Genomic DNA, 24,058 nt, shown 5'->3' on the forward strand with positions numbered 1-24,058 from the left:
AATCAAAATCATTTTAGCAAAAATCCTTTAATTAATTTATGAATATCATATTTAACGCATGCCGGTATCTGTGCATAGCGTTGTGCTTATTATTGAGCAGCTTTTTACATTCACAGATGATAGATTATCAGCACCTCGGCTTACAGCAGGCAGTAGAGATTGGGCTGAAAAACAACAAAAACATACAGATAAGTCATCTGAAACAGGAAATGTCCGCTACCAAAGAGAAAGATCTCAAAATGGAAAAGCTTCCGGACATTGAATTTCATACCAGCTATACCCAGGTAACCAATTTATATCAGCATCAGGATGGTGTATTTAATAAAGCGACAAAGTATGATGCCATCAATGGCATGTATGACTTTACATTATCTGCTTCTATCCCGGTATACATGGGCGGAAAAATAAAAAATACGGAAAAGAAAGCGGCTATTGACACTGAGATTTCAGCCTTAAAAACCCATCTGGACGAGAGACAGCTTAAAATGGCAATCATTACAGCTTTTCTGCAGATCCATCATTTAAAAGAGCAACAGAGTCTTATTAATGATAAAATGAAAGAGGATTCTGTAAACATCAAGCAGGTAAAAGCTTTGAAAGCTAATGGTGTTGTAACGGTAAATGAAGTCTTAAGAACTTCACTGCAGCTGTCAAACCATAAAATGAGCTGGACGGAACTGGATAATGATATTCAGATTGCAGAACATAAACTGAAAACAATTCTTTCACTTCCGGAACATCAGGAAATGCATGTAAATACGGAAGATCTTATTTCGGAAAACGCAGCAATTCCTTATGTTGATGAACTAACAGAAACAGCTTTAAACCAAAATGAATCTGTTGAAATCACCCACAAAAATCTTTCGCTTAAAGAACTGGATCAAAAGATCACCAAAGCAAATTATTTACCTAAAATTACCGCTGGCGGAGAATATTTTTTAAAATATCCGAATATGATGTTTTTTCCTCCTGAACCCTATGCGTATCGTTTGGGAATGGTAGGTGTAAATCTTACCTATCCTATCGAAAATCTGTACAAAAATAAATACCGAATGCAGGAAGCACGGGAAAATATTGATCTTGCCAAACTGCAGATTGAAGAAAACGAGGAAAATGTAAGACATAATGTGTATGAAGCGTATAAAAAGTTTGAAGAGACAGACCAGAAGGTAAAAATTGCTGAGGAAGCGATTAATCAGGCTAAAGAAAACTATCGTATTGTAAGAACTAAATATGCCAATAAATTAAGCCTTATCACTGAACTGATAGATGCAGACAACACGTATCTGGAAGCTGAATCTAATCTTATTTCCGTAAAAATTAACAGACAACTTAAATATTACCAACTCCAATATACGATTGGGAACTTATAAAAACTATGGCACAGAAACAATTGACACAAAAGGAAAAAAGAATCAACAAGTCCATTACTTTACTGGCCTGGATCCTTATTATCAGTGGAATCACAGGAATGGTAAGCTTTTATCTTTTTTCGAGAAAAAATGTGACGACGAATGATGCGCAGATCGAGCAATATATCACGCCTGTATCCAGTAAGGTATCAGGTTTCATCAAAACGATACGTTTTAACGAAAATCAGTTTGTACATAAAGGTGACACTTTAATTGTCATTGACAACCGAGAGTTTGTGAACCAGGTACACATAGCTGAAGCTAATCTTCATGCCAATACAGCAACCATAAGCACTATTGAAAGTGGCGTAAACACTAAAGAAAGCGATACTAAAATCATTGATGCTAAAATTGCTTCCGCAAAAATTGATATCTGGAGAACAGAACAGGATTACAAAAGATATAAAAACCTTTTGACAGAAGATGCAGCTACAGAGCAGGAATTTGAAAATGTAAAAGCTTCTTATGAACAGTCAAAAGCCAATCTTCTGGCATTGGAACAGCAGAAAAACGCAGTAAAAGCCGGAGCAAACGAACAACAAACCAAAGTTGCTCCTGTAAAAAGCCAGATCCAGCAGAGTTCTGCAAGTCTTAATAATGCTAAGCTGTATCTTTCTTATACGGTAATAACGGCTCCTTATGACGGATGGGTAGGAAAAAAGACCATTCAGGAAGGACAGTTGATTAAGGAAGGTCAGGCTTTGGTACAGATCGTCAGCAAAGAAAAATGGATCATTGCTAATTACAAGGAAACGCAACTGGGGCAGATTGACCAGAGACAGGAAGTAATTATTACTGCAGATGCTTATCCCGATGTTGAGTTTAAAGGAAAAATCCTTTCCGTTTCCCCTGCTTCAGGATCTCAGTTTTCCTTAGTAAAACCAGATAATGCAACCGGAAATTTTGTAAAAATTGAACAGAGATTTCCTGTGAAAATTATTCTAGATAATAATAAAGACAACGAAAAACTGCTTTCCGGAATGAATGTTCTGGTGAGTGCGAAGAAGATATGAGTTTGAGTGTGGGAGGGTTTTAGAGTATTAGAGTATTAGAGTATTAGAGTATAAAATATTCGGTTTTAATTTAATTTTCAAATTCTCTCATTTTCAAATTTTCAAATTAAATTTTTTTTTTAGCGAAAAGGCAAACCGCAAAATAGCGAATCTGCAAATTTTTTCTTACGCATATTTGCCATTTTACCTTTTACTTATTTACACCTTTGCCCTTTGTCTTTTCGCATTTTTCATTCAGATTAAAAAGCAGAAAAATGATTTTTTGCTTTTTGTCCACCATAAAAATTATGCAACACAATACAGTTTATCATAAATGGGTACCACAATGGCTGAAACTGCCTCTTCTTATACTGGCATTGTTTCCCCACCTGATGTTGTTGTCGCTTTTACATTCAAACAGCGCCTTCACCTCTTCTTTTATGGATGTAGATTCAGATGACATCCAGTATTTAATGATTTTGATGTACGGGACATTTGTGGTTACCCTTTTAGTTTTACAAAGATTTATGGCGTATTTCAGCGTCAAATATTATGTGCTGCTGATGGCTTCCATTTCCGTGATTATTCTTTACGTTTTATCAGTTACCCATGATTATCATGTGATATTGGTGATCCGGTTTTTAGAAGGAATTTTCGGGTTGCTGGAAGGAGCTATTTTTCTGCCTTTAATTATTGCTGAATTAAAAACAAAACACGCCAAAGTTTTAGCATACCTCTTCATGTATACTATCATGCTGACAGGAGGAACCATTACCACTTCCCTGCTGAAATCAAGTATTGAAGATTACGATTTTCAGCATATGATTCTGATGATGGTGTATTTTCATGTATTTGTACTGATCATTGGCATTGCATTATTCAACAGAAACAGATTCTTTCCTAAAAAACCTTTATACCAATTGGATATTACCAGCTGGTTTTTGCTTTGGGTATGTCTGCAGGCTGGCGGTTACGCTATTATTTATGGTAAAAGATTGATGTGGTTTGAATCTGACACCATTATCATGTGTCTTTTTATATTCCTTCTTTCAGGAGGTTTATTTATGCTTAAACAAAGAAATTCTAAAAGACCACTGTTCCATTTTGAAGTTTTCAGCTCCAAAAATGTGATTGCAGGAATGATTCTGTTTTTTATTTTTTATCTGATCCGTTCCGGGCTAAATAACGTCTACAGCATTATGGCTATGGTATGGAAATGGCCCTGGGATTATATTGTGAACATCCAGTACTGGAATGTCGCAGGAACTCTTTTGGGAATACTATTATCAGGAATCTGTCTGGTCCGTGGAATATCTTCAAGGATTGTTTTCTTTACCGGATTTCTGTTACTGGCCATAGATTGTGCCTGGTTTACCTATACTTTTTATCCTGACACTACCCTTTCCACCATCTGTCCGCCTTTATTTCTGCAGGGAGTAGCTCAGGGATTATTATTTACGCCGCTTGTTTTCTTTTTGATTTCAGGAACTCCGGAAGAATACGTCTCCAATGCTACAGCGTTAGGAACCACAACCCGTTTCTGGACAACAGCTATCGGATATGCATTGATGCAGAATTTGATGTTATTTTTAACATTAAAACATTCCGATACTCTCAGTGCTAATTTTACAGATACCAATCCTGTTTTTTACAATCAATGGAGCCAGATTTTCGGAGCTAATATTTCCAGACTGTCAGTGAATGATTCTTTATCCATGACAGCTGGAGCTTTTAAAGCTAAAATAACGGCTCAGTCTATCCTTCTTTCCAACATGGAAATTTTCACAGGATTATTCTGGCTGGCACTTATTACGGCAATTGGTCTGCTTCTTTATCACCCTGTAAAAATAGCAGTAAGGAATATCATGTAAACTACTCTCCCCAAAAGGACCAGACTGTTCCGTTGAAAACTGCCAGTTGCTTTTTTTGGGTATCATAAACCATCATACCGGCAGCAGGAGAGATAATATTGAGGTGGGGAGAAGCTACTTTTGGTAAAATCATGGCTTTATTGGTATCTTCCAACACCAGAATTCCAGAGACAGATGACGGTGTTCCTACAGAAACCTTTGCATCAGACTGATCTGTTAAACTATCCTGAAGACTGGTATCAGCACTACCGGTTGCATCCACTGAAAGGTCTTTCCAAAGGTTGTTCTGATACACTTTCACCTTCATATCTGAGATATCAAATATCAGTGTACCATTCACCACATTTTGAATGCTGGCAGTGTTTGTCGCCCATGGAAGAACAAGCCCTCGGTTTTCATTTCCAAACTCAATAGATGATGAAGCTGATTCTAACGTCGTTTTCCCCAAAGCAACCTGAGCATTAAAACTACCGGAAGCTGTTATTATAATGAGTAAGATTATTTTTTTCATAACTATTCAGTTTTTTGTTAATCCGGACAGGTTTGGGTATTGAAACATTTCCAGCCTGTAGACGTTCCATCAATATTAACCTGCAGACAATTCTGCGTTGTATTATAAACAATCATTCCTTCTTTAAGGTCTGCCTGTGGGATAGCAGCTACCTGAGCATCGGTAAGTCTGTTAAGTACAAAACCTTTATTCTTTGATTCTAAAACAGCCCACGCTCCTTTTCTTGCTCCCGGCCAGTTGCTTCCGCCTTTATCTGCTCTGCTTAATGAAGTAATTCCGAAATCTGATGAAAGTACGGTTCCTGTTGTCACTGCAGGTTTATAACAAGGTACGTTCCCTTGAATCGTAACAGTCACCGTTGCTGTATCACAATTTGACGGAGAAGCGGTCTGGCAGATCTGATACACCAAAGTATATGTTCCCGGAGGAGTTCCAGGAGCTACCAGAATATGTCCGTCAGTTGTATTCAATGAAATATTGGGGTTTGAGGTTGATATTTGAGATAAAATAACGTTGGAAAGAGTTGCCTGTGCTCCGCCATACGTTTCAAAGTCGTTATCCAGAACAATTCCTGCAGAAGATCCTCCTGCAACAATGGTGTAGGTATCATCTACTGCCATTGGAGGCAGATCTCCGTTAATGGCAGGGCAAAATCCCGGATTGATAATCAAAGGCGCACTACAGCTGTTGGTAGAAGCACAATCATAGGTAACATTAGCCAAAAAACTTGGAGTACTGTTCATGAAAACTGTACCTGGATCAGAAACACCTGTCGTTCTTCTAAAATCGAGATTAGGGCCAATCACAACATTTCCCACCTGAATAGGGTTTTGCAAAACGATATATCCTTTTTTGGTGGATGAAGCAGGCCCCTGAATGGCAGCATTCCCTCCCTGATACTGGTTCAGCGCTAGTTCTCCTTCATTATAAATCACAGCATCAGCTGGCGCATTATTCATATTCCCTGTGGACGTAAAAAGTCCAAAATTGTAAATTTCACTGCTGCTTCCCGATAAATTAATATCTCCTCCCACAGTAAAAAATCCTGTATTGATAATTTTCCCCCCGTTGATATTAAATCCGTTCTGAGAAATAATGGTTCCACAATTCACATAGACACTTTGTTCACTATTTCCATAGTTTCCACTGAGTAATATCAGCCCTCCTCCTTCGTTTCTGAAAAAAGTAACTGCCGAATTGCTCATATTCAGGTTTCCGTTAATATTCAGGTTTCCAAAATTATCAATCGTATTGGAGGTATTGTCACCTAATTGTAAAACACCAAGCTCAATAAGTCCTTCATTGACAATTTTATTAATCTGTCCGTTCATTGTCAGATTTCCATTTCCTCCTCCTACAGTTATATTCCCGGTATTGTAAACATGTACATCAAGATCAGCAACACTTGTTATTGTCTGATTAAAATTAAGCGTTCCGTGAACATCAAAACTTACCGAAGCATTTGTAACGCCACTGATATTGTTCTGAAACTGTAAGGTCACACCTGAAGCAATACAAATCTTAGAATTGGTTCCAAAAGTCGGATTATTGAATGTAGTATTCGAAGTAAAACAAACCGTTGTATTATCCGGAAAATGATAGTTAGGGTCTGTAGGATTTTGAATGTCACAATTTGTACATTGTGCGTAACTGAAATAACAAAAGAATAAAGGAAATAAATAGAGCAATTTTCTCATCCGCAAATTTTATACAAATAAAACTACAATATTTTTATCACCAAACAATGAATTTTACAATATTTATCACTATATTAATTAAAAAATAATATAAACTGATTTTATTTAAATCAATATTTAATTATTATTAATAAATTTTCAACCTATACGATCCTGAAAATAAGAACGTTTAATATTATAAAAAATCACCGATGGAAATTGAGAGTATTCTACTGAAGCAAAGAGATTTTTTCAAAACACAGCAAACCAAAAGCATTGCTTTTCGAAAAATGTATCTTGAAAAACTTAAAAATCTTATTATTTCTAATGAGAATATGCTGTGTGAGGCGATCAACAAAGATTTTGGAAAATCAAAATTTGATACTTTCACTACAGAATTATCTTTTATTCTGAATGATATCAATTATTATCTCAAGAACCTAAAATCCCTTTCAAAGCCTAAAAAAGTAAGTACCAACATTGTCAATCAGCTGGGAAACAGCAGAATTTACCCGGAGCCATTGGGCTGTATCCTGGTCATAGGAGCCTGGAATTATCCTTATCAATTATCTCTTTCTCCCATCATTGCGGCCATGGCTGCAGGAAACTGTTGTATTCTTAAGCCCAGCGAAATCGCTGAAAATACTATGAAAGCTATGGCAGCAATCATCAATGATAACTTCCCACCTGAATATCTTTATGCATATGAAGGAGGTATTGATGAAACCACAGCTCTTTTAACATTAAAATTTGACAAGATATTCTTTACAGGAAGTACAAAAGTCGGAAAGATTGTGTACAAGGCAGCTGCAGAGCATCTCACTCCTGTCACCCTTGAATTAGGTGGAAAATCTCCGGCTATTGTCACGAAAAATGCCAATCTCGAAATGGCAGCCAAAAGAATTGTGTGGGGAAAATTCCTTAATGCCGGACAAACCTGCGTAGCTCCCGATTATCTTTTGGTGGAAGAAACCATTCAGGAGCAGTTTCTGGAAATGCTTAGGAAATACATCAAAGAATTTAAATATGATCAGGATTCTGTTCAGTATACAAGAATCATCAACCAAAGGAATTTTCAACGCCTGATACGTCTTATCGATAAAGAAAAAATCTTTTCCGGAGGTTATTTTGACGAAGAAAAGCTCTATATCGAGCCCACTATTCTGAATCATATAGACTGGAATGACGAAATCATGCAGGAAGAAATTTTTGGACCTCTCCTGCCGGTCATCAGCTTTAAAAATTATAATGCAGCACTCCACTCCATTGTAGAACTTGAAAAACCTCTGGCCGCCTATCTTTTCACCAATAATTCTGAAGAAAAAGATCAATTTACCCGAAAGCTTTCTTTTGGAGGAGGATGTATTAATGATACGGTGATGCATTTAAGTAATGACAATCTTCCGTTTGGAGGAGTGGGAAACTCAGGAATAGGAAATTATCACGGGAAATATGGTTTCGAAACCTTTTCACACCAGAAAGCCATTCTTGAAAAAGCAACCTGGGGTGAACCGAATATCAAATATCCACCTTATTCTGATAAAAAATTAAGCTGGATTAAAAAGTTACTGTAAATTCAATATATATTATTCTCTCGCTGATTTTGCAGACCTCTTATAAATACAGGTATAATTGTGAGAAACTTTATTTTAAATAGAAAGTGTTACAGTTTCTAATAAAACAGATTTTTAAAATAAAAAAACTGCCTCATTGCTGAAGCAGTTTTTATTTTATCCTTTTTTAGGAGCCCATGTAGTAAAGAATTCTTTTACTTTTTCTTTACTGTAGCCCTTTCCTTCTTCCAATACATCGCTCTGCTGAACTTTGATCAATTTTCCATCTTTATCTAGAATAATAAAAACCGGATATCCGAATTTATCTCCCGGATTGCCATATTGAGCAAAAACTTTTTCATTTTTATTATCCGGAGAATAGTTCAGGTGGTAATACAGATAATTCTTGTCTACAATTTCCTTCAGTTCAGGAGTCGTCTGTACATAATCGTTAAAACGAAGACACCAGATACACCAGTTTCCACCTGCCTGGATCATTATATTTTTGCCTTCCTTTTTAGCCTGGGCAACAAGTTTATTAATATCAGCCTGAGCATCAGCTTTGGGGTCATAAGGCTTAGGAAGCTTAGCCTTTTCTTCAGCTGCCTTTTTCTGAGCCTCTAATTTAGCCTGCTCTGCAGGAACTATAAGAGCTGTTTTTTGTTTTCCTTTATCGGGGGAATTCTTTACATCTTGCGAAAAAGCGAAAGTACTTAATCCCAGGAAAGCGAATATTATCAATCTTTTCATAATATAAAAGTAAAAAAAATAATACATATCCTTCTGCAAAAATAGAACCATAATTTTATTATCACTAAATTTGCGTGTTTTATGAATTTTCTAATCAAAATATTATATCTGATCTCCAAGCTTCCGCTGAAAATATTATATGTTTTTTCGGACGTCATCTTCTTCCTGAATTATTATATTGTAGGATACAGAAAAGAGGTTATTACTCAAAACCTTAGAAACTCTTTTCCCAACAAATCTGAAGAAGAAATCAAGGAGATACGAAAAAAATTCTACCTTAATTTTTCAGATTACCTGGTAGAAACTATCAAATCTTTCAGCATTTCGGAAACAGAATCCCGAGTGAGGATGCAGCATATCAATCAGCATTTATTTCACGAAGCTAAAGAAGAAGGTAAAAATATTATTCTTTTGGCTGGTCACGTTTTCAATTGGGAATGGATCAATGCACTGGCAAGAATTATTCCTCAGGCGCACTGCCATCCCGTTTACAGAAAGGTAAATAATGACTTTTGGGAGAATCAGATGAAGAAAGTCCGAAACAAATTTGGAAACGAAGCACTGGAAGCCAATGAAGTTATTCTGAATATTTTCAGATCTAAAAATAATGGAGATTCAGCTTATATGTTTGTAGCTGATCAAACGCCTCACCACGCTCATGTCACTTACGGATTAGAATTTCTGAATCAGCGTACGCCTGCCTTTATAGGCTATGACAGGCTTGCCACAAGGATGGATCTTGTCTTCATCTATTGTGAAATGAAAAAGGTAAAACGCGGTTATTATCAGGTTAATTATCACAGAATATATCCGGATGGTGAAAAGTTTACAGAAAATGAAGTTGTGAGAAAATTTCATAAATTATTGGAAAACACTTTACACAAATATCCTGACAACTACCTTTGGTCACATAGAAAATGGAAGTATCAGGACTCCATTAAGAATTTTGATTCTGATAAAAAATAGATTGACATGCAGAAAAAACTGGCAATTGCCATCTTAAACTGGAATGGCAGAAATTGGCTTGAGAAATTTCTTCCGGGTGTGGTACAATTTTCTCAGAATGCGGATATTTATGTGATTGACAATCTTTCTACGGATGATTCCATTGCGTTTTTACAAAAGAATTTTCCCACAGTATGTATTATTAAAAATGATAAAAACTATGGGTTTGCAGGTGGTTATAATGAAGGATTAAAATCCATCAAAAATGAATATTACTGTCTTCTCAATTCTGATGTAGAAGTTACGGAGAACTGGACAGTACCTGCGTTAGAATTATTAGAGAACAACCCTATTATATCTGCAGTACAACCCAAAATTTTGTCTTATCACAACAGAAATTATTTTGAATTTGCAGGCGCTGCCGGTGGATTGATAGACAATCTTGGATATCCTTACTGCAGAGGAAGAGTTTTTGATGATCTGGAAGAAGATAAAGGCCAGTATAATGATGAAACAGAGATCTTCTGGGCATCAGGATGCTGCTTTTTTATCCGTTCAAAAGACTTCTGGGAGCAGAATGGTTTTGATGCAAGATTTTTTGCTCATCAGGAGGAGATTGACCTTTGCTGGAGGCTTATTAATTCCGGAAAAAAGATTTATTATACCGGGAAATCCAAAGTTTACCATGTAGGTGGTGGAACGCTCAACAAACAGAGTGCACAGAAAACGTATTTAAACATCAGAAATAACCTTTCTATGATGTTTAAAAACCTTCCTTTTCCTCAATTGATCTTCTTAATATTTTTCAGATTATGTCTGGATGGTGTTGCCGGAATTTATTTTGGTTTAAAACAAGGCTTTCCCCATCTGTGGGCTGTAGTAAGAGCTCATTTTGGGTTTTATGCTCAGCTTCCCGGAACATGGAAACTTCGCCAGAAACATCAGAAGAATCAGTTTTACCAATCGAAATGGTTAATTTTTAAGCACTTTTTGGGAGGAAGGTAACAGGTTGCAGGGATTAGTTGAAAATTACGACTCTCTTACTTATTTTGAACTAAGATTATTAGAGTAAATTTCATCACTTCAATTAAAACCTTAAACTTTAAACTCTAAACTAGAGAACTATCAACAACATACAATTTAAAAACAATGGATTTCTGTGCAATAGATTTTGAAACGGCTACTCACGAGAAAAGTTCAGCTTGTGAGATGGGAATTTGTGTCGTACAGGATTCTAAAATTGTAGAAACAAAGACCTGGCTGATAAAACCACCAAGTTTTCCTTATTTCAGTAAATTCAATATTGCTGTACACGGTATTCATCCTGAAGATGTAAAAGATGCACCGACCTTTGATGAAGTATGGTATGAAGCTCAGGATATGATGTATGGAAGTCTTATGATTGCTCACAATGCAGGGTTTGACGCTTCTGTTTTAAGAGGATGTCTGGAGCATTACGGAATGTTTACCCCCAAATTGAACTATCTCTGCAGTATTCAGTTGGCTAAGAAATCATGGAATTATCTTCCGAAATATGGTCTGAAACCATTAGCTGAATATCATAAAATTGATTTCACCCACCACAGAGCGGGTGCAGATGCTGAAGTATGTGCCAAGATTTCTTTACTGGCATTTGAGAAACTCTTCCTCACCAGTAATGATGAAGTAAACGAGTATATGAAAGCAAAAATTAAAAGGCTTTAGTAATTTTATAAACAAATAAACCCGGGTTTTTATTGATCTGTAAAACCTGTACTTTTTACAGGGCATAAGTTATTAATTACTCAACACTTCAGACAACAGATTGAACTTTGGAATATCAATCTCAAAAGTTTCCTGTGTCTCCATGTTTTTAACCAGGTATTTTCCGCTCATATTTCCTACTCCGGAACGAAGCATAACATTGGAGAAATAAGCAAAATTTTCACCAGTTCCTATCTCAGGGGTCAGTCCGATCACCCCGTCGCCTATAATTTCTGTGTATCCGAATCCGACATCGAAGATTAACCATTTTCTTTTCAATACTTTGATAGGAAAGCTTCCGTCATTTTCTATCGTGATATTGTATTTAAAAACGTAACGGTTTTCGGAAGGATAACTGTTTTTACTATCATATTCAGGTATAACTGAAACTTTGATATTGGAAGTCATTTTTGAAAACATCATTGTAGCATTTTCTTAATAAATACAAAAATCTCGCCTTTTTTGAGGCGAGATTATATATTATGTTATAATTTCATTAAAAACTATAATCCAAGGCCTTTTCTTTCGTCACCTCCCATTAGAATTTCAACAGGGTTGTCGATACCTTCTTTTACCGCTACAAGGAATCCTACAGATTCTTTACCGTCGATAATTCTGTGGTCATAAGACATGGCAACGTACATCATTGGTCTGATTACTACCTGTCCGTCAACAGCTACTGGTCTCTGGATAATGTTGTGCATTCCTAAGATAGCAGATTGTGGAGGGTTGATAATTGGTGTAGACATCATAGATCCGAAAGTACCTCCGTTTGTAATAGTGAAAGTACCACCAGTCATTTCGTCAACAGTAATTTTACCGTCTCTTACTTTTACAGCAAGATCTTTAATGTTGGCTTCAACTCCTGCAAAAGACATATTTTCAGCATTTCTCAATACCGGAACCATTAATCCTTTAGGACCTGAAACGGCAATTGAAATATCGCAGAAATCATAGTTTACTTTGAAGTCTCCGTCGATAGATGCATTTACATCCGGATACATTTGTAATGCTCTTGTTACTGCTTTTGTAAAGAAAGACATGAAACCAAGTCCTACTCCGTGTTTTTGAGCAAATTCTTCTTTATACTGCTTTCTTAATCTGAAGATTTCAGACATGTCAACTTCGTTGAAAGTCGTCAACATTGCTGTTTCGTTCTTCACAGAAACCAATCTCTGAGCGATTTTTCTTCTTAAAACTGAAAGTTTAGTTGTAGTGGTAGTTCTAGCACCTGTAGCAGTCATAGGGCTTCCTCCTAATGCAGGAACTGCCGCTAATTCAGCATCAGTTTTAGTGATTCTTCCATCTCTTCCTGTTCCTGAAACCTGAGCAGCATCCATTCCTTTTTCGTCAAGGATTTTCTTAGCAGCCGGAGATGGAGCTCCTGTTGCATAAGTTTGTGGAGCAGCTACCGGAGCAGCTGGTTTTGGAGCTTCTTGTTTAGCAGGCTCAGCAGCTTTCGGAGCTTCTTCCTGTTTTGGAGCTTCAGCAGCAGGTGCAGCACCTTCTGGTCTTGCAGCGTCCATATCAATTAAACAAACTACCTGACCTACTTGTACTACATCACCTTCTTCTGCCTTTAAAGTAATAACACCACTTTGTTCTGCAGGCAATTCAAGAGTTGCTTTATCTGAATCCACTTCGGCGATAGGTTGATCTTTTTCTACATAATCACCATCTTTTACAAGCCAAGTTGCAATTTCAACTTCTGTAATTGATTCGCCTGGTGAAGGAACTTTCATTTCTAAAACTGACATATCGAGTATTTTTTATTTTTTAATTGATTATTATTTAAATTAAGCTGTAACTGGTCTTTTTGCAGGAGCATCATCTCTGTCGAAAACTCTGTTGATCACTGCATTTTGGTTTTTCTCAAACATCTTGTGGCTACCTGGAGCCGGAGCACCGCTTGGTACCGGAGCAACTACCTGGATTCCTGTATCTCTGAAGTTTCTCAGGATATAAGACCAAGCTCCCATGTTTTCAGGTTCTTCCTGAGCCCACACTAGTTGTTTTCTATTTTCATACTTATTGAAGATCGCTTCGATAGCATCTGCCTGAAGCGGATATAACTGCTCGAATCTTACTAAAGCAATGTTTTCACAGTTCAGTTCTTCTTTCTTCGCTAATAATTCGAAGTACAGTTTACCTGAACAAAGAACTACTTTTTCTACTTTTTTAGGATCTGCTGTAGGATCGTCTAAGATTGGCTGGAATGAACCTGTTGCAAAATCTTCAAGTGGAGAAACTACTTTAGGGTGTCTCAATAAAGATTTAGGGCTCATTACAATTAATGGTTTTCTGAACGCCCATTTCAACTGTCTTCTCAATAAGTGGAAGTAGTTGGCAGGTGAAGTAATATTGGCTACTACCATATTTTCGTTAGCACAAAGAGTAAGGAATCTCTCCAATCTTGCTGAAGAGTGCTCTGCTCCCTGACCTTCTGAACCGTGAGGCAATAACATTACCAATCCGTCCTGAATTTTCCATTTTTCTTCTGCAGCAGCTAAATACTGGTCAACAATAATCTGAGCACCGTTCACGAAATCTCCGAACTGAGCTTCCCAGATTGTTAATGTATTTGGAGAAGCCATTGCGTATCCATAGTCGAAACCTAGAACACCATATTCTGAAAGGTGAGAGTTGAATACATCAAATCTGTTTTCAGAAACATGTCTTAATGGGATATATTCTTCTTCTGTATCTTCAGTTTTTACCACAGCATGTCTGTGAGAGAATGTTCCTCTTTCCACATCTTCTCCGGAAATTCTTACATTGTGCCCTTCTACAAGTAGGGTTGCATATGCTAACCACTCTCCTAGTGCCCAGTCTAATGAGTTTCCTTCAATCGCTTTGATACGGTTATCGAAAAGTCTTGTAATTTTATTGATGAACTTTTTGTCTGCAGGAAGTGTTGACATTTTAAGCGCCAATTCTTTCAGCTTCGCTAAGTCATATTTTGTATCTACCGGCAACTGAACTGCTCCTCTCTTACCAATTGGATAGTTTACCCAATCTTCAGCCATGAACACATCCATTACGTTTTTCTCAATCTCTTTAGAAGCGTCGAAATCTTTATCTAAAAGGGCTTTGAATTCCGTTTCCATTTTAGCAATTACGTCGTTTGAAGTAATGCTGTCTTTAAGCAATTTATCTTTATAAATTTCTCTTGGATTCGGGTGTTTTGAAATAGATTTATACAAGTTAGGCTGAGTGAATCTTGGCTCATCACCTTCGTTGTGACCATATTTTCTGTATCCTAAAAGGTCGATATAAACATCTTTTCCGAATTTTGCTCTGAAGTCAGCCGCAAAGTGGATAGCATGAACAACCGCTTCTGCATCGTCAGCATTTACGTGCATTACAGGAGATTCTGTAACTTTTGCAATGTCTGTACAGTATGTTGAAGATCTTGCATCCATATAGTTCGTTGTAAACGAAACCTGGTTATTAACAACGATATGAACTGTACCTCCTGTTCTGTATCCTTCCAAAGTCATCATCTGAGCCACTTCATAAGCGATACCTTGTCCGGCAATAGCTCCGTCACCGTGGATGATAATTGGCAATACTTTAGAATAATCTTTGTATTTGTCGTCTACTTTCGCACGGCAGATACCTTCTACCAAAGCAGCTACTGTTTCAAGGTGAGACGGGTTTGGCGTAAGGTTGATACAAACTTCTTCTCCTGAAGCAGTTTTGATCTTTTTAGAAGAACCTAAGTGATATTTAACGTCACCAGAGAATACATCTTCTTCAAATTCTTTTCCTTCAAATTCTGAGAAGATCTGCTTGTAAGATTTTCCGAAAATATTCGTAAGAACATTCAGTCTACCTCTGTGAGCCATCCCTAATACTACTTCATCTACTCCTAGTTGAGAAGATCTTGAGATCAGCTGGTCTAAAGCAGGGATTAATGTTTCCCCTCCTTCTAATGAGAATCTTTTTTGTCCTACAAATTTTGTGTGAAGGTAGTTTTCAAAAGCAACCGCCTGGTTTAATTTTAATAAGATTTCTGTTTTTTCATTTGCAGAAAGACTTGGATGGTTTTCGTTTACCTGAAGCCATCTTTTGATGAAATCTTTTTCTTCAACATTGTTGATGTGCATGTATTCTACTCCGATAGAATCACAGTAAATGCTTTCAAGGTGCTTGATAAGGTCTGCTAAAGTAGCAGGCTCTTTCATTCCTGTTTCAACAGCACAGTTGAATTTTGTATTTAAATCTTCTTTAGAAAGGCCGAAATTTTCGATGTCTAAAGTAGGTGTATAGTGTCTTCTTTCTCTAACAGGGTTAGTCTTTGTAAAAAGGTGTCCTCTTGTTCTGTAAGCCTCGATAAGGTTTACTACTTTAAATTCTTTCTTGATATGCTCAGGAACTTCTCCGTTTGATACTGCCTGAGAAATCTGTTGTTGAACTGCCGGGGCAGCGCTGGCCGAAGCCTGAATAAACTGGATGTTATCGTCATCTCCGTAGTTCTCCAAAGCAAAATCGAAGCCTTGAAAGAAAGCTTTCCATGATGGTTCTAGAGAGTCCGGGAATTTTAAGTACTGTTGGTATAAATCCTCAATTAACTGAGAATGAGCTGCGTTTAGGAATGAAAATCTGTCCATTATTACAGTTTATCTATTTATTAAAATTTATTTGTAGAATTAATCTTCAAATTTAATAAAAAAAACCGAGTTAGAACAGTCTGAAACCGTTAAAAAAACTTAAGAAAAAATAAAATAAAAAAAAATTACTTATACACTGATAATGAGAGCTTAACGTTTACCTCCTGACCTTCCATCGGACGTTCAATAAAGGTCTGACGGATATCTCCGAAGCGCATCTCGTCTTTTTTGGCTTTCTGAATGAGCTGCTGGATTGCCCGAATTCGTCCCTCATAGTTCCCTTTGTAGTACATTACGTAATTTTGAGACGGATTTACGGACCTAAAATTGAAATTATTATCAGATACTCCGATTTTCTTAGAAAGCGGAATTCCGAGGAAATAAGAAACCTCCTTGTCTTTGTAATTATCTGCATCAGTAATCAAGACCGGATATCCGAATTCATCATCTCTTTTTCCAAGATCCATCGTCACAAAATTATACACTTTGTTATAATTCATCACGATATTTTTGTAAAGAGCGTCTTTCTTATTCGAAGTACTTACATTGATTCCCAACAACAGTTTGTCTTCTTCATTTTCTACCATCAGACTGTCATATTTGATGGCTGCCATCTGGTTATCTTTTTCTACTTTATTTCCTAAAGAGTTTTTAAGATTCACCATACTTTTGTTGATATTTTCTGCAAAACGATCTTCAGTCCAGAAGTTCTCTACTCTTCTCCAGACCGCTAATTTTGGGGTATGAACATACCAGATAATCTTTGTTTTTTCAGCTGAAACGGGCTTAAATTTAACATCAACCAATGTAGGATTTTCGTTTTCATCCTCAAAAAGCTGATATTTCAACGTTTTATTAAGATTCTCATACCTGATGAACATTTCTCCATCAGTATCATTTTTAGGATCTACATAGCTGATGGCACTTCCCTGTCCTTCATAAGGCGTATAATAATCAATGTCTATAGATGGTGAGCTGGTAAAAAAGTTGTTCCATCTTGTAAAATTCTGAAGGTTGTTAAACTGGGAAAAAACCTTATCCACGGGATAATCGATCTCTTTTTCAATCGTAAAGTTTTTACTTTCATCTACAAAATAATACATGGAAGCAGCATAAGCTCCTCCCAAAAGAATAATGATTACCGCTAAGATTTTAAAAATACGCATCGCACAAAAATAATACAAATAAAAAGAGTGAACAATATGCTGATCACTCTAGTTGTATGTTTAACAATAATTAACCTGGTGAAAGGCAGGAAGCGGGGTGAGGGAAGCTGGAGGATACTGTTAGCCAGAAATCACTTGTGAACTTCTGATTGAAAATTATTGAAATAATTGTATAAACCGGAATTTTATATAAAAATTTTTGTCTCTACTCCGGCTTTCATAACTTCAATCTTCCAGCATCCATCTTCCTTTCTCTTACCCGATATGTGTTCCCGGAGCAATCACAGCTCCTTTCTTCACTACGACAATCCCATCCTGTACGGAATAAGTCCCATAATCACCATCGGGAATATGTTTTCCACCGATGATTTTTACATTATCACCAATGTAACAGTTTTTATCAAGGATTGCTTTTTCTATATAGCAGTATTTTCCGATTCCCATATTAGGACGGCCACCTCTGTCGTTCAAAACAATTTCCGTTGTGTTTTGATAGAAATCAGCTCCCATGACGTAGGAATTTACAATGGTACTTCCTTTATCAATTCTTGTTCTGTTTCCGATCACGGAATTTTCAATTTTATCTGCCATGATGATACATCCATCTCCAAAAACAGCCTTACTTACATATGAACCGTTGATTTTTGATGGCGGAAGCATTCTTGCTCTGGTATAGATAGGAGAAGAAGAGAAAAGGTTAAACTGTGGCAGATCCAGACAAAGGTCCAGATTGGCTTCGTAGAAAGACTCTATGGTTCCGATATCCGTCCAATAGCCTTCATACTGATAGCTTAATGTCTTATATTTTCCGATAGAGCTTGGAATGATATCTTTTCCGAAATCATCGCCAGCACCTTCCTCAAACATCTTTTTAAGGATATTCTTGGTGAAAATATAGATTCCCATGGAAGCCAGAAACTCTTTTCCGGAGTGTTTATTTTCTTCTGAAACTTCAGATTTCAGTCCGGACAGCATATCATAATCAGGCTTTTCATAAAATGAAGTGATATTTCCTTCATCATCGGATTTTAAAATTCCAAACCCTGTAGCATCTTTTGCATTCACCGGAATGGTAGCAATGGTAAGATCACCTCCGTTTTCAATATGAAAGTCGAGCATTTCCCTGAAATCCATCTGATACAACTGATCTCCTGAAAGAATCAGGATATAATCATAGTCATATTTTTCAAGATGTTTCATAGACTGGCGTACGGCATCTGCAGTTCCCTGATACCAGCTTTCATTTTCTACATTCTGCTCAGCTGCCAGAATATCAACAAAGCCTTTGCTGAAGATATCGAAGTGATAAGAGTTTTTAATATGTGAATTGAGGGAAGCAGAATTAAACTGCGTTAACACCAGAATTTTATTCAGTCCTGAATTCAAACAGTTTGAAATAGGAATATCCACCAGTCTGTATTTTCCTGCAATAGGAACAGCCGGTTTTGATCTGGTATACGTTAACGGGAATAATCTTGTTCCTCTGCCTCCTCCTAAAACAATGGAGATTACATTTCGATTCATAAATATCTTGCGTTTTTTATTGTATTAAGTTTACTGTTCGGTTCTTAGTGTTTACTGCTACTTTAAAGCATTCTTTATTTTCATATTGTAGTTCATTATTAAAAACAACCACCTGAAAATCTTCTTTATCATTTAATTCTAAAACCTCTTTATCCAGATTATAGATTTCAATATTATATTTTTTAAGCTCATTTCTGAAAAACTGATTGGTAATAAGAACGTCCATCACATCTGCTCTCTTCATTACAAAACTTTCAACATCCTTACGATACGCTTCTCTCCATCCTTTTCCATATTGTCTTTCTATTGCGGCATATGTTCTTTTATTAATAGCATCTACTTTCTTCATCTCATTGGGTTCTATCAGACAGCCGCCAACAGAGGAATGTTTGATTTTCCACTTTTCAGAAATCCCATCCATTGCTTCATATCTTTCTATAGCAGGAAGGCCATATACATAGATCCAATAATAACCTCCGTGATAACTTCCCCTGTCTTCTTTACAAGAAAACAGTATCATTATTAAAGAAAGAAATCCGAAAATTTTCATTGTATCAGCTATTATATAAAGCTATGTATTTTTCTGCAGATTTCTCCCATGCAAAGTCAAAATTCATGTTGGCATGAATAAGATCATCCATGACTCCTTTTTGATTATAAATCGCCATTGCCCTGTTCATCGCATGTACAACATCATCTACCCCGGGATAAGTAAAATTAAGTCCTGCTCCACCTGTTGAAATATCTTCCACCGTATCTCTGAGTCCTCCAGTATATCTTACCACAGGAACGGTTCCGTATCTCATGGAATACATCTGATTCAGTCCGCAAGGCTCTACTCTTGAAGGCATCAGAAGGAAATCTGCTGAAGCATAGATCTTATGGGAAAGATGTTCTTTATATCCAAGATCGAGAGCAAAATTGGTGTAGGTATAATCGTATTCTTTCAGTTTATTTTCAATATAGGTATTTCCTGACCCGAGAATCATAATATTTAAAGCACCATAGCTCTGTTTAATACTTCGCCACACAACATCGGGCAGCAGATCTGCACCTTTTTCCGTGGCAAATCTTCCGATAAAGGCAAACAAAGGAAGTTCAGGTTTCAATCCATATTCTTTGCAAAGCTTTTCTTTGTTTTTCTTTTTCTGAGCTATTGCATTTTTGCTGTTAAAATTAAAATCCAGCATCGGATCAGTTTCAGGATTCCAGACTTCCGTATCAATTCCGTTGATGATTCCGTAAGCTTTTCCGAATTCCTGACGAACGAGACTTTCCAGCCCACGAAAGCTGATAAAAAGTTCTTCAAGATAACCTTCGGAAACAGTGGTAAAAGCATCGGCACATTTAATCATACTTGCCAGAGGATTCATGAATCCGTTCCAATCCATCAGTCCCCATTTGTAATTATCAAAAGCAGGCATATAATTAGCCATGCCCCAGCTCATCATTCCCTGATATTCTCCGTTATGAATAGTTCCTATTGTCTTTACTCCTTTTAGGAATCCGAATTCCGGACAGTTTTGTACCATAAAAGGAACCAATCCGGTATGGTAATCATGGCAATGCAGTACATCCGGACGAATTTCCATAGCGCATAGCCAATGCAGCACTCCATGCTGAAAAGCCAGAAACTGGAAGCTTTCGTCCTGATACCCGTAAGGATTGTCCCTGTCTAGCAACCCGGGAATTCTTACCATATACAGTTCAAATCCCAACACATTGCTCTTTTCCTTCAATACCTGAACCTGCAGCATATTCGTTCCCTGATGAATAAAACCATCAAAAACAATTTCAAATTCGTGATCATGGATAAAGGATTTATTGTACCATGGCATTACTACCTTAGCCTCTATTCCTTTTATTTTATTCTGATACTTTGGTAACGCCCCCACCACATCTGCAAGACCTCCTACTTTTGCTACAGGATAACATTCTGTACTTAAATGATAAACAACCATTCTTTATCTCTTGTGTTTAATTCTATGTAATTTATACTTTTTATCTTTCTTCTGTCGTAAAATAATTCCAGCCAATGGAGGCAACTTAATTGTCATTGTTTTCGGATATCCTCTCCATTCTTCATACTTCTCTTCCAGGATTTCGGGTTCTACTCCGCTTCCGCTGTATTTTTCATCATCAGAGTTTAAAACAACTTCCCAGTGTGTTCCTGCAGGAATCCCGATTTTATAATCCAATACTTTTGGTGCCAGATTTAAAGCCACCATCAGGACATCATCATTTCTTTTTCCTTTTCGGAGGTATACATACACCGAGTTTTCCAGATCATCCGCTTCTACCCATTCAAAGCCGTGTTTATCAAATTGATTTTCATAAAAGGCAGTTTCTGACCTGTACAGATGGTTCAGTTCCTTCACTATATCCTGCATTCCTTTGTGAACAGGATATTTCAGCAAATGCCAGTCGAGACTTCGGGTAAAATTCCATTCACTGGTCTGCCCGAATTCATCGCCCATAAAAAGCAGTTTCGCTCCGGGATGGGTATACATATATACATATAAGGTACGAAGATTGGCAAATTTCTGCCATTCATCGCCTTTCATTTTATAAATAAGGCTTGCTTTTCCGTGTACCACTTCATCGTGCGACAAAGGCATCATATAATTTTCATTATACATATACATAGAAGCAAAGGTCAGTTTATGATGATGAAATTTACGGTTAACAAAATCTTCTTTGAAGTAATCCAGTGTATCATGCATCCAGCCCATCATCCATTTCATTCCAAATCCTACACCTCCGTCATGAACAGGTTTTGTAAGCATAGGAAAATCTGAACTTTCTTCCGCTATGGTCATGATATTATTCCCAAATTCTTTATAAACAGCCGTATTGAACTCCTGAAGAAAAGCTTTAGCTTCCAGATTGACATTATCACCATAGATATTCGGTTCCCATTCGCCTTCATTTCTTGAATAATCAAGATGAAGCATTGAGGTTACGGCATCCACACGCAAACCATCCGCATGATAACGATCCAGCCAGAACATGGCATTTGAGATCAGAAAAGATTTAACTTCATTTCTTCCATAATTGAAAATATGTGATTTCCAATCGGGATGAAAACCTTTTCTCGGATCTTCATGTTCATACAGATACGAACCGTCAAAACGGTGAAGACCATTAGCATCTCCCGGAAAATGGGACGGAACCCAGTCCAGAATAACGCCTATTTCATTGTTGTGAAGTTCATCAATAAGAAACATCAGATCCTGTGGCGAGCCAAAGCGTGAAGTTGCGGCATAAAAACCGGTAATCTGATATCCCCAGCTGGGTTCGTAAGGATATTCCATCACGGGCATCAATTCTACATGGGTAAACCCCATTTCTTTGATATAAGGAACCAGTTTTTTGGCAATATCTCTGTAGTTTAAAAAACGTTGGGGCTGATCTTCTTCTCTTACCCATGAACCCAAATGCAGTTCATAGACAGAGATCGGAGCTTCCAGCCTGTTTTTTTCCCAGCGGTTATCCATCCACTTCTGATCATTCCATTCATACCATGTGGTAGAAACCAGAGAAGCTGCCTGAATATTCTGTTCCCAGCTTACCGCATAAGGATCACTTTTTTCCAGAATTTCACCTCCTTGCGTTTCAACAGCATATTTATACAATGTTCCCCAGGTTAATCCTTCAATAAATCCTTCCCAAATTCCGGATTCGTCCCATCTTGGAAACAAAATATGATCTTTGTGATTCCAGTTATTAAAATTTCCAATCACGGAAACCTTCTTTGCATTGGGCGCCCAAACTGAAAAATAGACACCTTTTACACCATCTTTTTCCGCAGAATGCGCTCCAAATTTGCCATACAGCTTATAATGCCTACCTTCTTTGAAAAGATACACATCATGATCGGTGAAAAGTGTGTAGGTCTTAACAGAATTCATCAAGATCAGTTTGTATTTATATTTTCGCTGAAACTACGAAAAATACTGACAACAGCGATGAATTATTCATCAAATAATTGTCAACATCACTCCGTGTTTTGTCTATCTATCAAATATATCATTTTTTACCTCACATTTTTATGATTTCAAAACAATCTTTTTTTATAAATTTAACATCAACATTTTATTAAACACAACGATGAGGTTTGAACTTTATACAGCAGAAAAAGACGACAGACCGGTATTTATTACCGGAAATTTCAATACATGGAATCCTAAAGATTATAATTTCCAGCTTAAACAGACTGATACATCCAATTATTTCATAGAAATCGAAGATCAGGTACTTCCTGATGAAATTGAATATAAATTCACAAAAGGCGGCTGGGAGAATGTGGAACTGGATCAGTATGGAAACATAACGCCCAACCGGAAAGTGAAAAAATCTGCTGGTAAAATTTCAGATTCTGTAGAAAAATGGAGACTGAACTGGGGACCGTTCAAAGAAGAATATTATCCTATAGCAGAAGTTATTTCCGAAAATTTTTACATTCCACAGCTGGATCGTTACCGCAAAGTCTGGGCTCTTCTTCCCTACGATTATCACACAACCGATAAACGATATCCGGTTTTATACCTTCAGGATGCACAGAATTTATTCAATGAAGGAAGTGGTTTCGGGAACTGGGAGATTGACAAAAAGCTGTCTATTCTTGCAGAGTACGGACGTGGTGATCTTATCATCATAGCAATAGAACATGGCAGTGAGGAAAGAATCAAAGAATATATTTTTGATAATGACCATGTAGCCAACGGTTCTGAAGGAAAAAAATACATCCGCTTTATTGCAGATACTTTAAAACCTTTTGTGGACGAAAATTACAGAACGAAAAAGGACCGCGACAATACAGGAATCGGGGGCAGTTCACTGGGAGCGCTCATCAGTATATACAGTGGATTTCTTTATCCTGAAGTATATTCCAAGTTATTGATCTTCTCTCCTTCTCTTTGGGTAGAACCGAATAACAATTTCCCGATGATGAATTTCAGAGTTCCTTTTAAAACCAAAATTTATCTTTATGGCGGAGGTCAGGAAGGATCAAAAATGGTCAAAAGAATTCATATTTTTGAAGAATATCTGAAACGATGGGAAGAGAAAAAACTTTTTGATTTTGAATTTAAAACCAATATCAATCCTGAAGGCACTCACAATGAGTTTTACTGGTCTCAGGAGTTTCCAAGGGCTATTGAATGGCTCTTCTATGATAATACGGAAAATCCTGTAGAAGTAAAACCACAACAACAAAGCATAAAGAACTAAATATAAAATTGCTGTAAAAAATTTCAGTCAGACAGAACCCAATGAAGACAGCAATCTTTATGAATTTAGA

At 36.9% G+C, this 24,058-nt stretch carries 19 protein-coding genes; 8 read left to right on the top strand and 11 right to left on the bottom strand.

Annotation, left to right across the window (positions count from 1 at the left end):
* Nucleotides 1–116: 116 nt before the first annotated feature.
* From ACKTTZ_RS21760 to ACKTTZ_RS21770, 3 genes are all read left to right on the top strand, one after another.
* Nucleotides 117–1,373, top strand: coding sequence for a TolC family protein (locus ACKTTZ_RS21760; protein WP_407846601.1), 1,257 nt, complete (start codon nucleotides 117–119; stop codon nucleotides 1,371–1,373).
* A gap of 5 nt (nucleotides 1,374–1,378) precedes the next feature.
* Entirely contained in the window at nucleotides 1,379–2,425 is a 1,047-nt protein-coding gene (locus tag ACKTTZ_RS21765) for an HlyD family secretion protein (protein WP_253317405.1), read from the top strand.
* Nucleotides 2,426–2,712: 287 nt separating this feature from the next.
* Nucleotides 2,713–4,275, top strand: coding sequence for a hypothetical protein (locus ACKTTZ_RS21770; RefSeq protein ID WP_253317406.1), 1,563 nt, complete (start codon nucleotides 2,713–2,715; stop codon nucleotides 4,273–4,275).
* Between the two features lies 1 nt (nucleotide 4,276).
* Here the strand turns inward: ACKTTZ_RS21770 and ACKTTZ_RS21775 are convergent, their stop codons facing one another.
* On the bottom strand, nucleotides 4,277–4,786 hold the full coding sequence (locus tag ACKTTZ_RS21775) for a hypothetical protein (RefSeq protein ID WP_034695454.1): 510 nt from the start codon (nucleotides 4,784–4,786) through the stop codon (nucleotides 4,277–4,279).
* Nucleotides 4,787–4,803: 17 nt separating this feature from the next.
* Entirely contained in the window at nucleotides 4,804–6,483 is a 1,680-nt protein-coding gene (locus ACKTTZ_RS21780) for a hypothetical protein (RefSeq protein WP_034695457.1), read from the bottom strand.
* A 191-nt stretch (nucleotides 6,484–6,674) separates the two neighbouring features.
* Here ACKTTZ_RS21780 and ACKTTZ_RS21785 point away from each other — a divergent pair, with 191 nt between their 5' ends.
* Nucleotides 6,675–8,036 carry an aldehyde dehydrogenase gene (locus ACKTTZ_RS21785; RefSeq protein ID WP_253317408.1) on the top strand — a complete coding sequence of 454 codons (1,362 nt, stop codon included), beginning with the start codon at nucleotides 6,675–6,677 and terminating at the stop codon, nucleotides 8,034–8,036.
* A gap of 156 nt (nucleotides 8,037–8,192) precedes the next feature.
* Here ACKTTZ_RS21785 and ACKTTZ_RS21790 read toward each other — a convergent pair whose 3' ends face one another.
* Nucleotides 8,193–8,765 carry a thioredoxin family protein gene (locus ACKTTZ_RS21790; protein WP_034695460.1) on the bottom strand — a complete coding sequence of 191 codons (573 nt, stop codon included), beginning with the start codon at nucleotides 8,763–8,765 and terminating at the stop codon, nucleotides 8,193–8,195.
* 81 nt (nucleotides 8,766–8,846) lie between these two features.
* Between ACKTTZ_RS21790 and ACKTTZ_RS21795 the strand changes: the two genes are divergently transcribed.
* From ACKTTZ_RS21795 to ACKTTZ_RS21805, 3 genes are all read left to right on the top strand, one after another.
* Nucleotides 8,847–9,731: a lysophospholipid acyltransferase family protein gene (locus ACKTTZ_RS21795; RefSeq protein WP_034695463.1), complete on the top strand. Its 885-nt coding sequence runs from the start codon at nucleotides 8,847–8,849 to the stop codon at nucleotides 9,729–9,731.
* 6 nt (nucleotides 9,732–9,737) lie between these two features.
* On the top strand, nucleotides 9,738–10,715 hold the full coding sequence (locus ACKTTZ_RS21800; protein WP_034695464.1) for a glycosyltransferase family 2 protein: 978 nt from the start codon (nucleotides 9,738–9,740) through the stop codon (nucleotides 10,713–10,715).
* Between the two features lie 144 nt (nucleotides 10,716–10,859).
* Complete coding sequence (locus tag ACKTTZ_RS21805; protein WP_034695465.1) at nucleotides 10,860–11,414, top strand: 3'-5' exonuclease; 555 nt, start codon at nucleotides 10,860–10,862, stop codon at nucleotides 11,412–11,414.
* Between the two features lie 72 nt (nucleotides 11,415–11,486).
* Here the strand turns inward: ACKTTZ_RS21805 and apaG are convergent, their stop codons facing one another.
* From apaG to glgB, 8 genes are all read right to left on the bottom strand, one after another.
* Complete coding sequence (gene apaG / locus ACKTTZ_RS21810) at nucleotides 11,487–11,876, bottom strand: Co2+/Mg2+ efflux protein ApaG (RefSeq protein WP_034695467.1); 390 nt, start codon at nucleotides 11,874–11,876, stop codon at nucleotides 11,487–11,489.
* 80 nt (nucleotides 11,877–11,956) lie between these two features.
* Nucleotides 11,957–13,210 carry a 2-oxoglutarate dehydrogenase complex dihydrolipoyllysine-residue succinyltransferase gene (gene odhB / locus ACKTTZ_RS21815; protein ID WP_034695469.1) on the bottom strand — a complete coding sequence of 418 codons (1,254 nt, stop codon included), beginning with the start codon at nucleotides 13,208–13,210 and terminating at the stop codon, nucleotides 11,957–11,959.
* A 39-nt stretch (nucleotides 13,211–13,249) separates the two neighbouring features.
* On the bottom strand, nucleotides 13,250–16,066 hold the full coding sequence (locus ACKTTZ_RS21820; RefSeq protein WP_034695471.1) for a 2-oxoglutarate dehydrogenase E1 component: 2,817 nt from the start codon (nucleotides 16,064–16,066) through the stop codon (nucleotides 13,250–13,252).
* Nucleotides 16,067–16,191: 125 nt separating this feature from the next.
* The gene (locus ACKTTZ_RS21825; protein WP_079241885.1) at nucleotides 16,192–17,232 is read right to left on the bottom strand and encodes an SRPBCC domain-containing protein; all 1,041 of its coding nucleotides are present in this window, start codon (nucleotides 17,230–17,232) and stop codon (nucleotides 16,192–16,194) included.
* Between the two features lie 255 nt (nucleotides 17,233–17,487).
* Nucleotides 17,488–18,756: a glucose-1-phosphate adenylyltransferase gene (locus ACKTTZ_RS21830; protein WP_034695476.1), complete on the bottom strand. Its 1,269-nt coding sequence runs from the start codon at nucleotides 18,754–18,756 to the stop codon at nucleotides 17,488–17,490.
* Nucleotides 18,757–18,772: 16 nt separating this feature from the next.
* Nucleotides 18,773–19,276, bottom strand: a complete 504-nt coding sequence (locus ACKTTZ_RS21835; RefSeq protein WP_156106439.1) for a hypothetical protein — start codon at nucleotides 19,274–19,276, stop codon at nucleotides 18,773–18,775.
* A 34-nt stretch (nucleotides 19,277–19,310) separates the two neighbouring features.
* On the bottom strand, nucleotides 19,311–20,717 hold the full coding sequence (locus ACKTTZ_RS21840; protein WP_407846602.1) for a glycogen synthase: 1,407 nt from the start codon (nucleotides 20,715–20,717) through the stop codon (nucleotides 19,311–19,313).
* A 3-nt stretch (nucleotides 20,718–20,720) separates the two neighbouring features.
* Nucleotides 20,721–22,667 carry a 1,4-alpha-glucan branching protein GlgB gene (gene glgB / locus ACKTTZ_RS21845; RefSeq protein WP_034695484.1) on the bottom strand — a complete coding sequence of 649 codons (1,947 nt, stop codon included), beginning with the start codon at nucleotides 22,665–22,667 and terminating at the stop codon, nucleotides 20,721–20,723.
* A 199-nt stretch (nucleotides 22,668–22,866) separates the two neighbouring features.
* On the opposite strand from glgB, the gene ACKTTZ_RS21850 reads away from it, so the two are divergent.
* Nucleotides 22,867–23,988 carry an alpha/beta hydrolase gene (locus ACKTTZ_RS21850; protein ID WP_253317414.1) on the top strand — a complete coding sequence of 374 codons (1,122 nt, stop codon included), beginning with the start codon at nucleotides 22,867–22,869 and terminating at the stop codon, nucleotides 23,986–23,988.
* Nucleotides 23,989–24,058 lie beyond the last annotated feature (70 nt).

The sequence above is a fragment of the Chryseobacterium sp. KCF3-3 genome, from assembly GCF_045865955.1.
Lineage (GTDB): Bacteria > Bacteroidota > Bacteroidia > Flavobacteriales > Weeksellaceae > Chryseobacterium.

Coding starts and splice junctions, on each gene's coding strand:
- ACKTTZ_RS21760 (WP_407846601.1), top strand. CDS start 117: ATGATAGATTATCAGCACCTCGGCTTACAGCAGGCAGTAGAGATTGGG.
- ACKTTZ_RS21765 (WP_253317405.1), top strand. CDS start 1,379: ATGGCACAGAAACAATTGACACAAAAGGAAAAAAGAATCAACAAGTCC.
- ACKTTZ_RS21770 (WP_253317406.1), top strand. CDS start 2,713: ATGCAACACAATACAGTTTATCATAAATGGGTACCACAATGGCTGAAA.
- ACKTTZ_RS21775 (WP_034695454.1), bottom strand. CDS start 4,786: ATGAAAAAAATAATCTTACTCATTATAATAACAGCTTCCGGTAGTTTT.
- ACKTTZ_RS21780 (WP_034695457.1), bottom strand. CDS start 6,483: ATGAGAAAATTGCTCTATTTATTTCCTTTATTCTTTTGTTATTTCAGT.
- ACKTTZ_RS21785 (WP_253317408.1), top strand. CDS start 6,675: ATGGAAATTGAGAGTATTCTACTGAAGCAAAGAGATTTTTTCAAAACA.
- ACKTTZ_RS21790 (WP_034695460.1), bottom strand. CDS start 8,765: ATGAAAAGATTGATAATATTCGCTTTCCTGGGATTAAGTACTTTCGCT.
- ACKTTZ_RS21795 (WP_034695463.1), top strand. CDS start 8,847: ATGAATTTTCTAATCAAAATATTATATCTGATCTCCAAGCTTCCGCTG.
- ACKTTZ_RS21800 (WP_034695464.1), top strand. CDS start 9,738: ATGCAGAAAAAACTGGCAATTGCCATCTTAAACTGGAATGGCAGAAAT.
- ACKTTZ_RS21805 (WP_034695465.1), top strand. CDS start 10,860: ATGGATTTCTGTGCAATAGATTTTGAAACGGCTACTCACGAGAAAAGT.
- apaG (WP_034695467.1), bottom strand. CDS start 11,876: ATGATGTTTTCAAAAATGACTTCCAATATCAAAGTTTCAGTTATACCT.
- odhB (WP_034695469.1), bottom strand. CDS start 13,210: ATGTCAGTTTTAGAAATGAAAGTTCCTTCACCAGGCGAATCAATTACA.
- ACKTTZ_RS21820 (WP_034695471.1), bottom strand. CDS start 16,066: ATGGACAGATTTTCATTCCTAAACGCAGCTCATTCTCAGTTAATTGAG.
- ACKTTZ_RS21825 (WP_079241885.1), bottom strand. CDS start 17,232: ATGCGTATTTTTAAAATCTTAGCGGTAATCATTATTCTTTTGGGAGGA.
- ACKTTZ_RS21830 (WP_034695476.1), bottom strand. CDS start 18,756: ATGAATCGAAATGTAATCTCCATTGTTTTAGGAGGAGGCAGAGGAACA.
- ACKTTZ_RS21835 (WP_156106439.1), bottom strand. CDS start 19,276: ATGATACTGTTTTCTTGTAAAGAAGACAGGGGAAGTTATCACGGAGGT.
- ACKTTZ_RS21840 (WP_407846602.1), bottom strand. CDS start 20,717: ATGGTTGTTTATCATTTAAGTACAGAATGTTATCCTGTAGCAAAAGTA.
- glgB (WP_034695484.1), bottom strand. CDS start 22,667: ATGAATTCTGTTAAGACCTACACACTTTTCACCGATCATGATGTGTAT.
- ACKTTZ_RS21850 (WP_253317414.1), top strand. CDS start 22,867: ATGAGGTTTGAACTTTATACAGCAGAAAAAGACGACAGACCGGTATTT.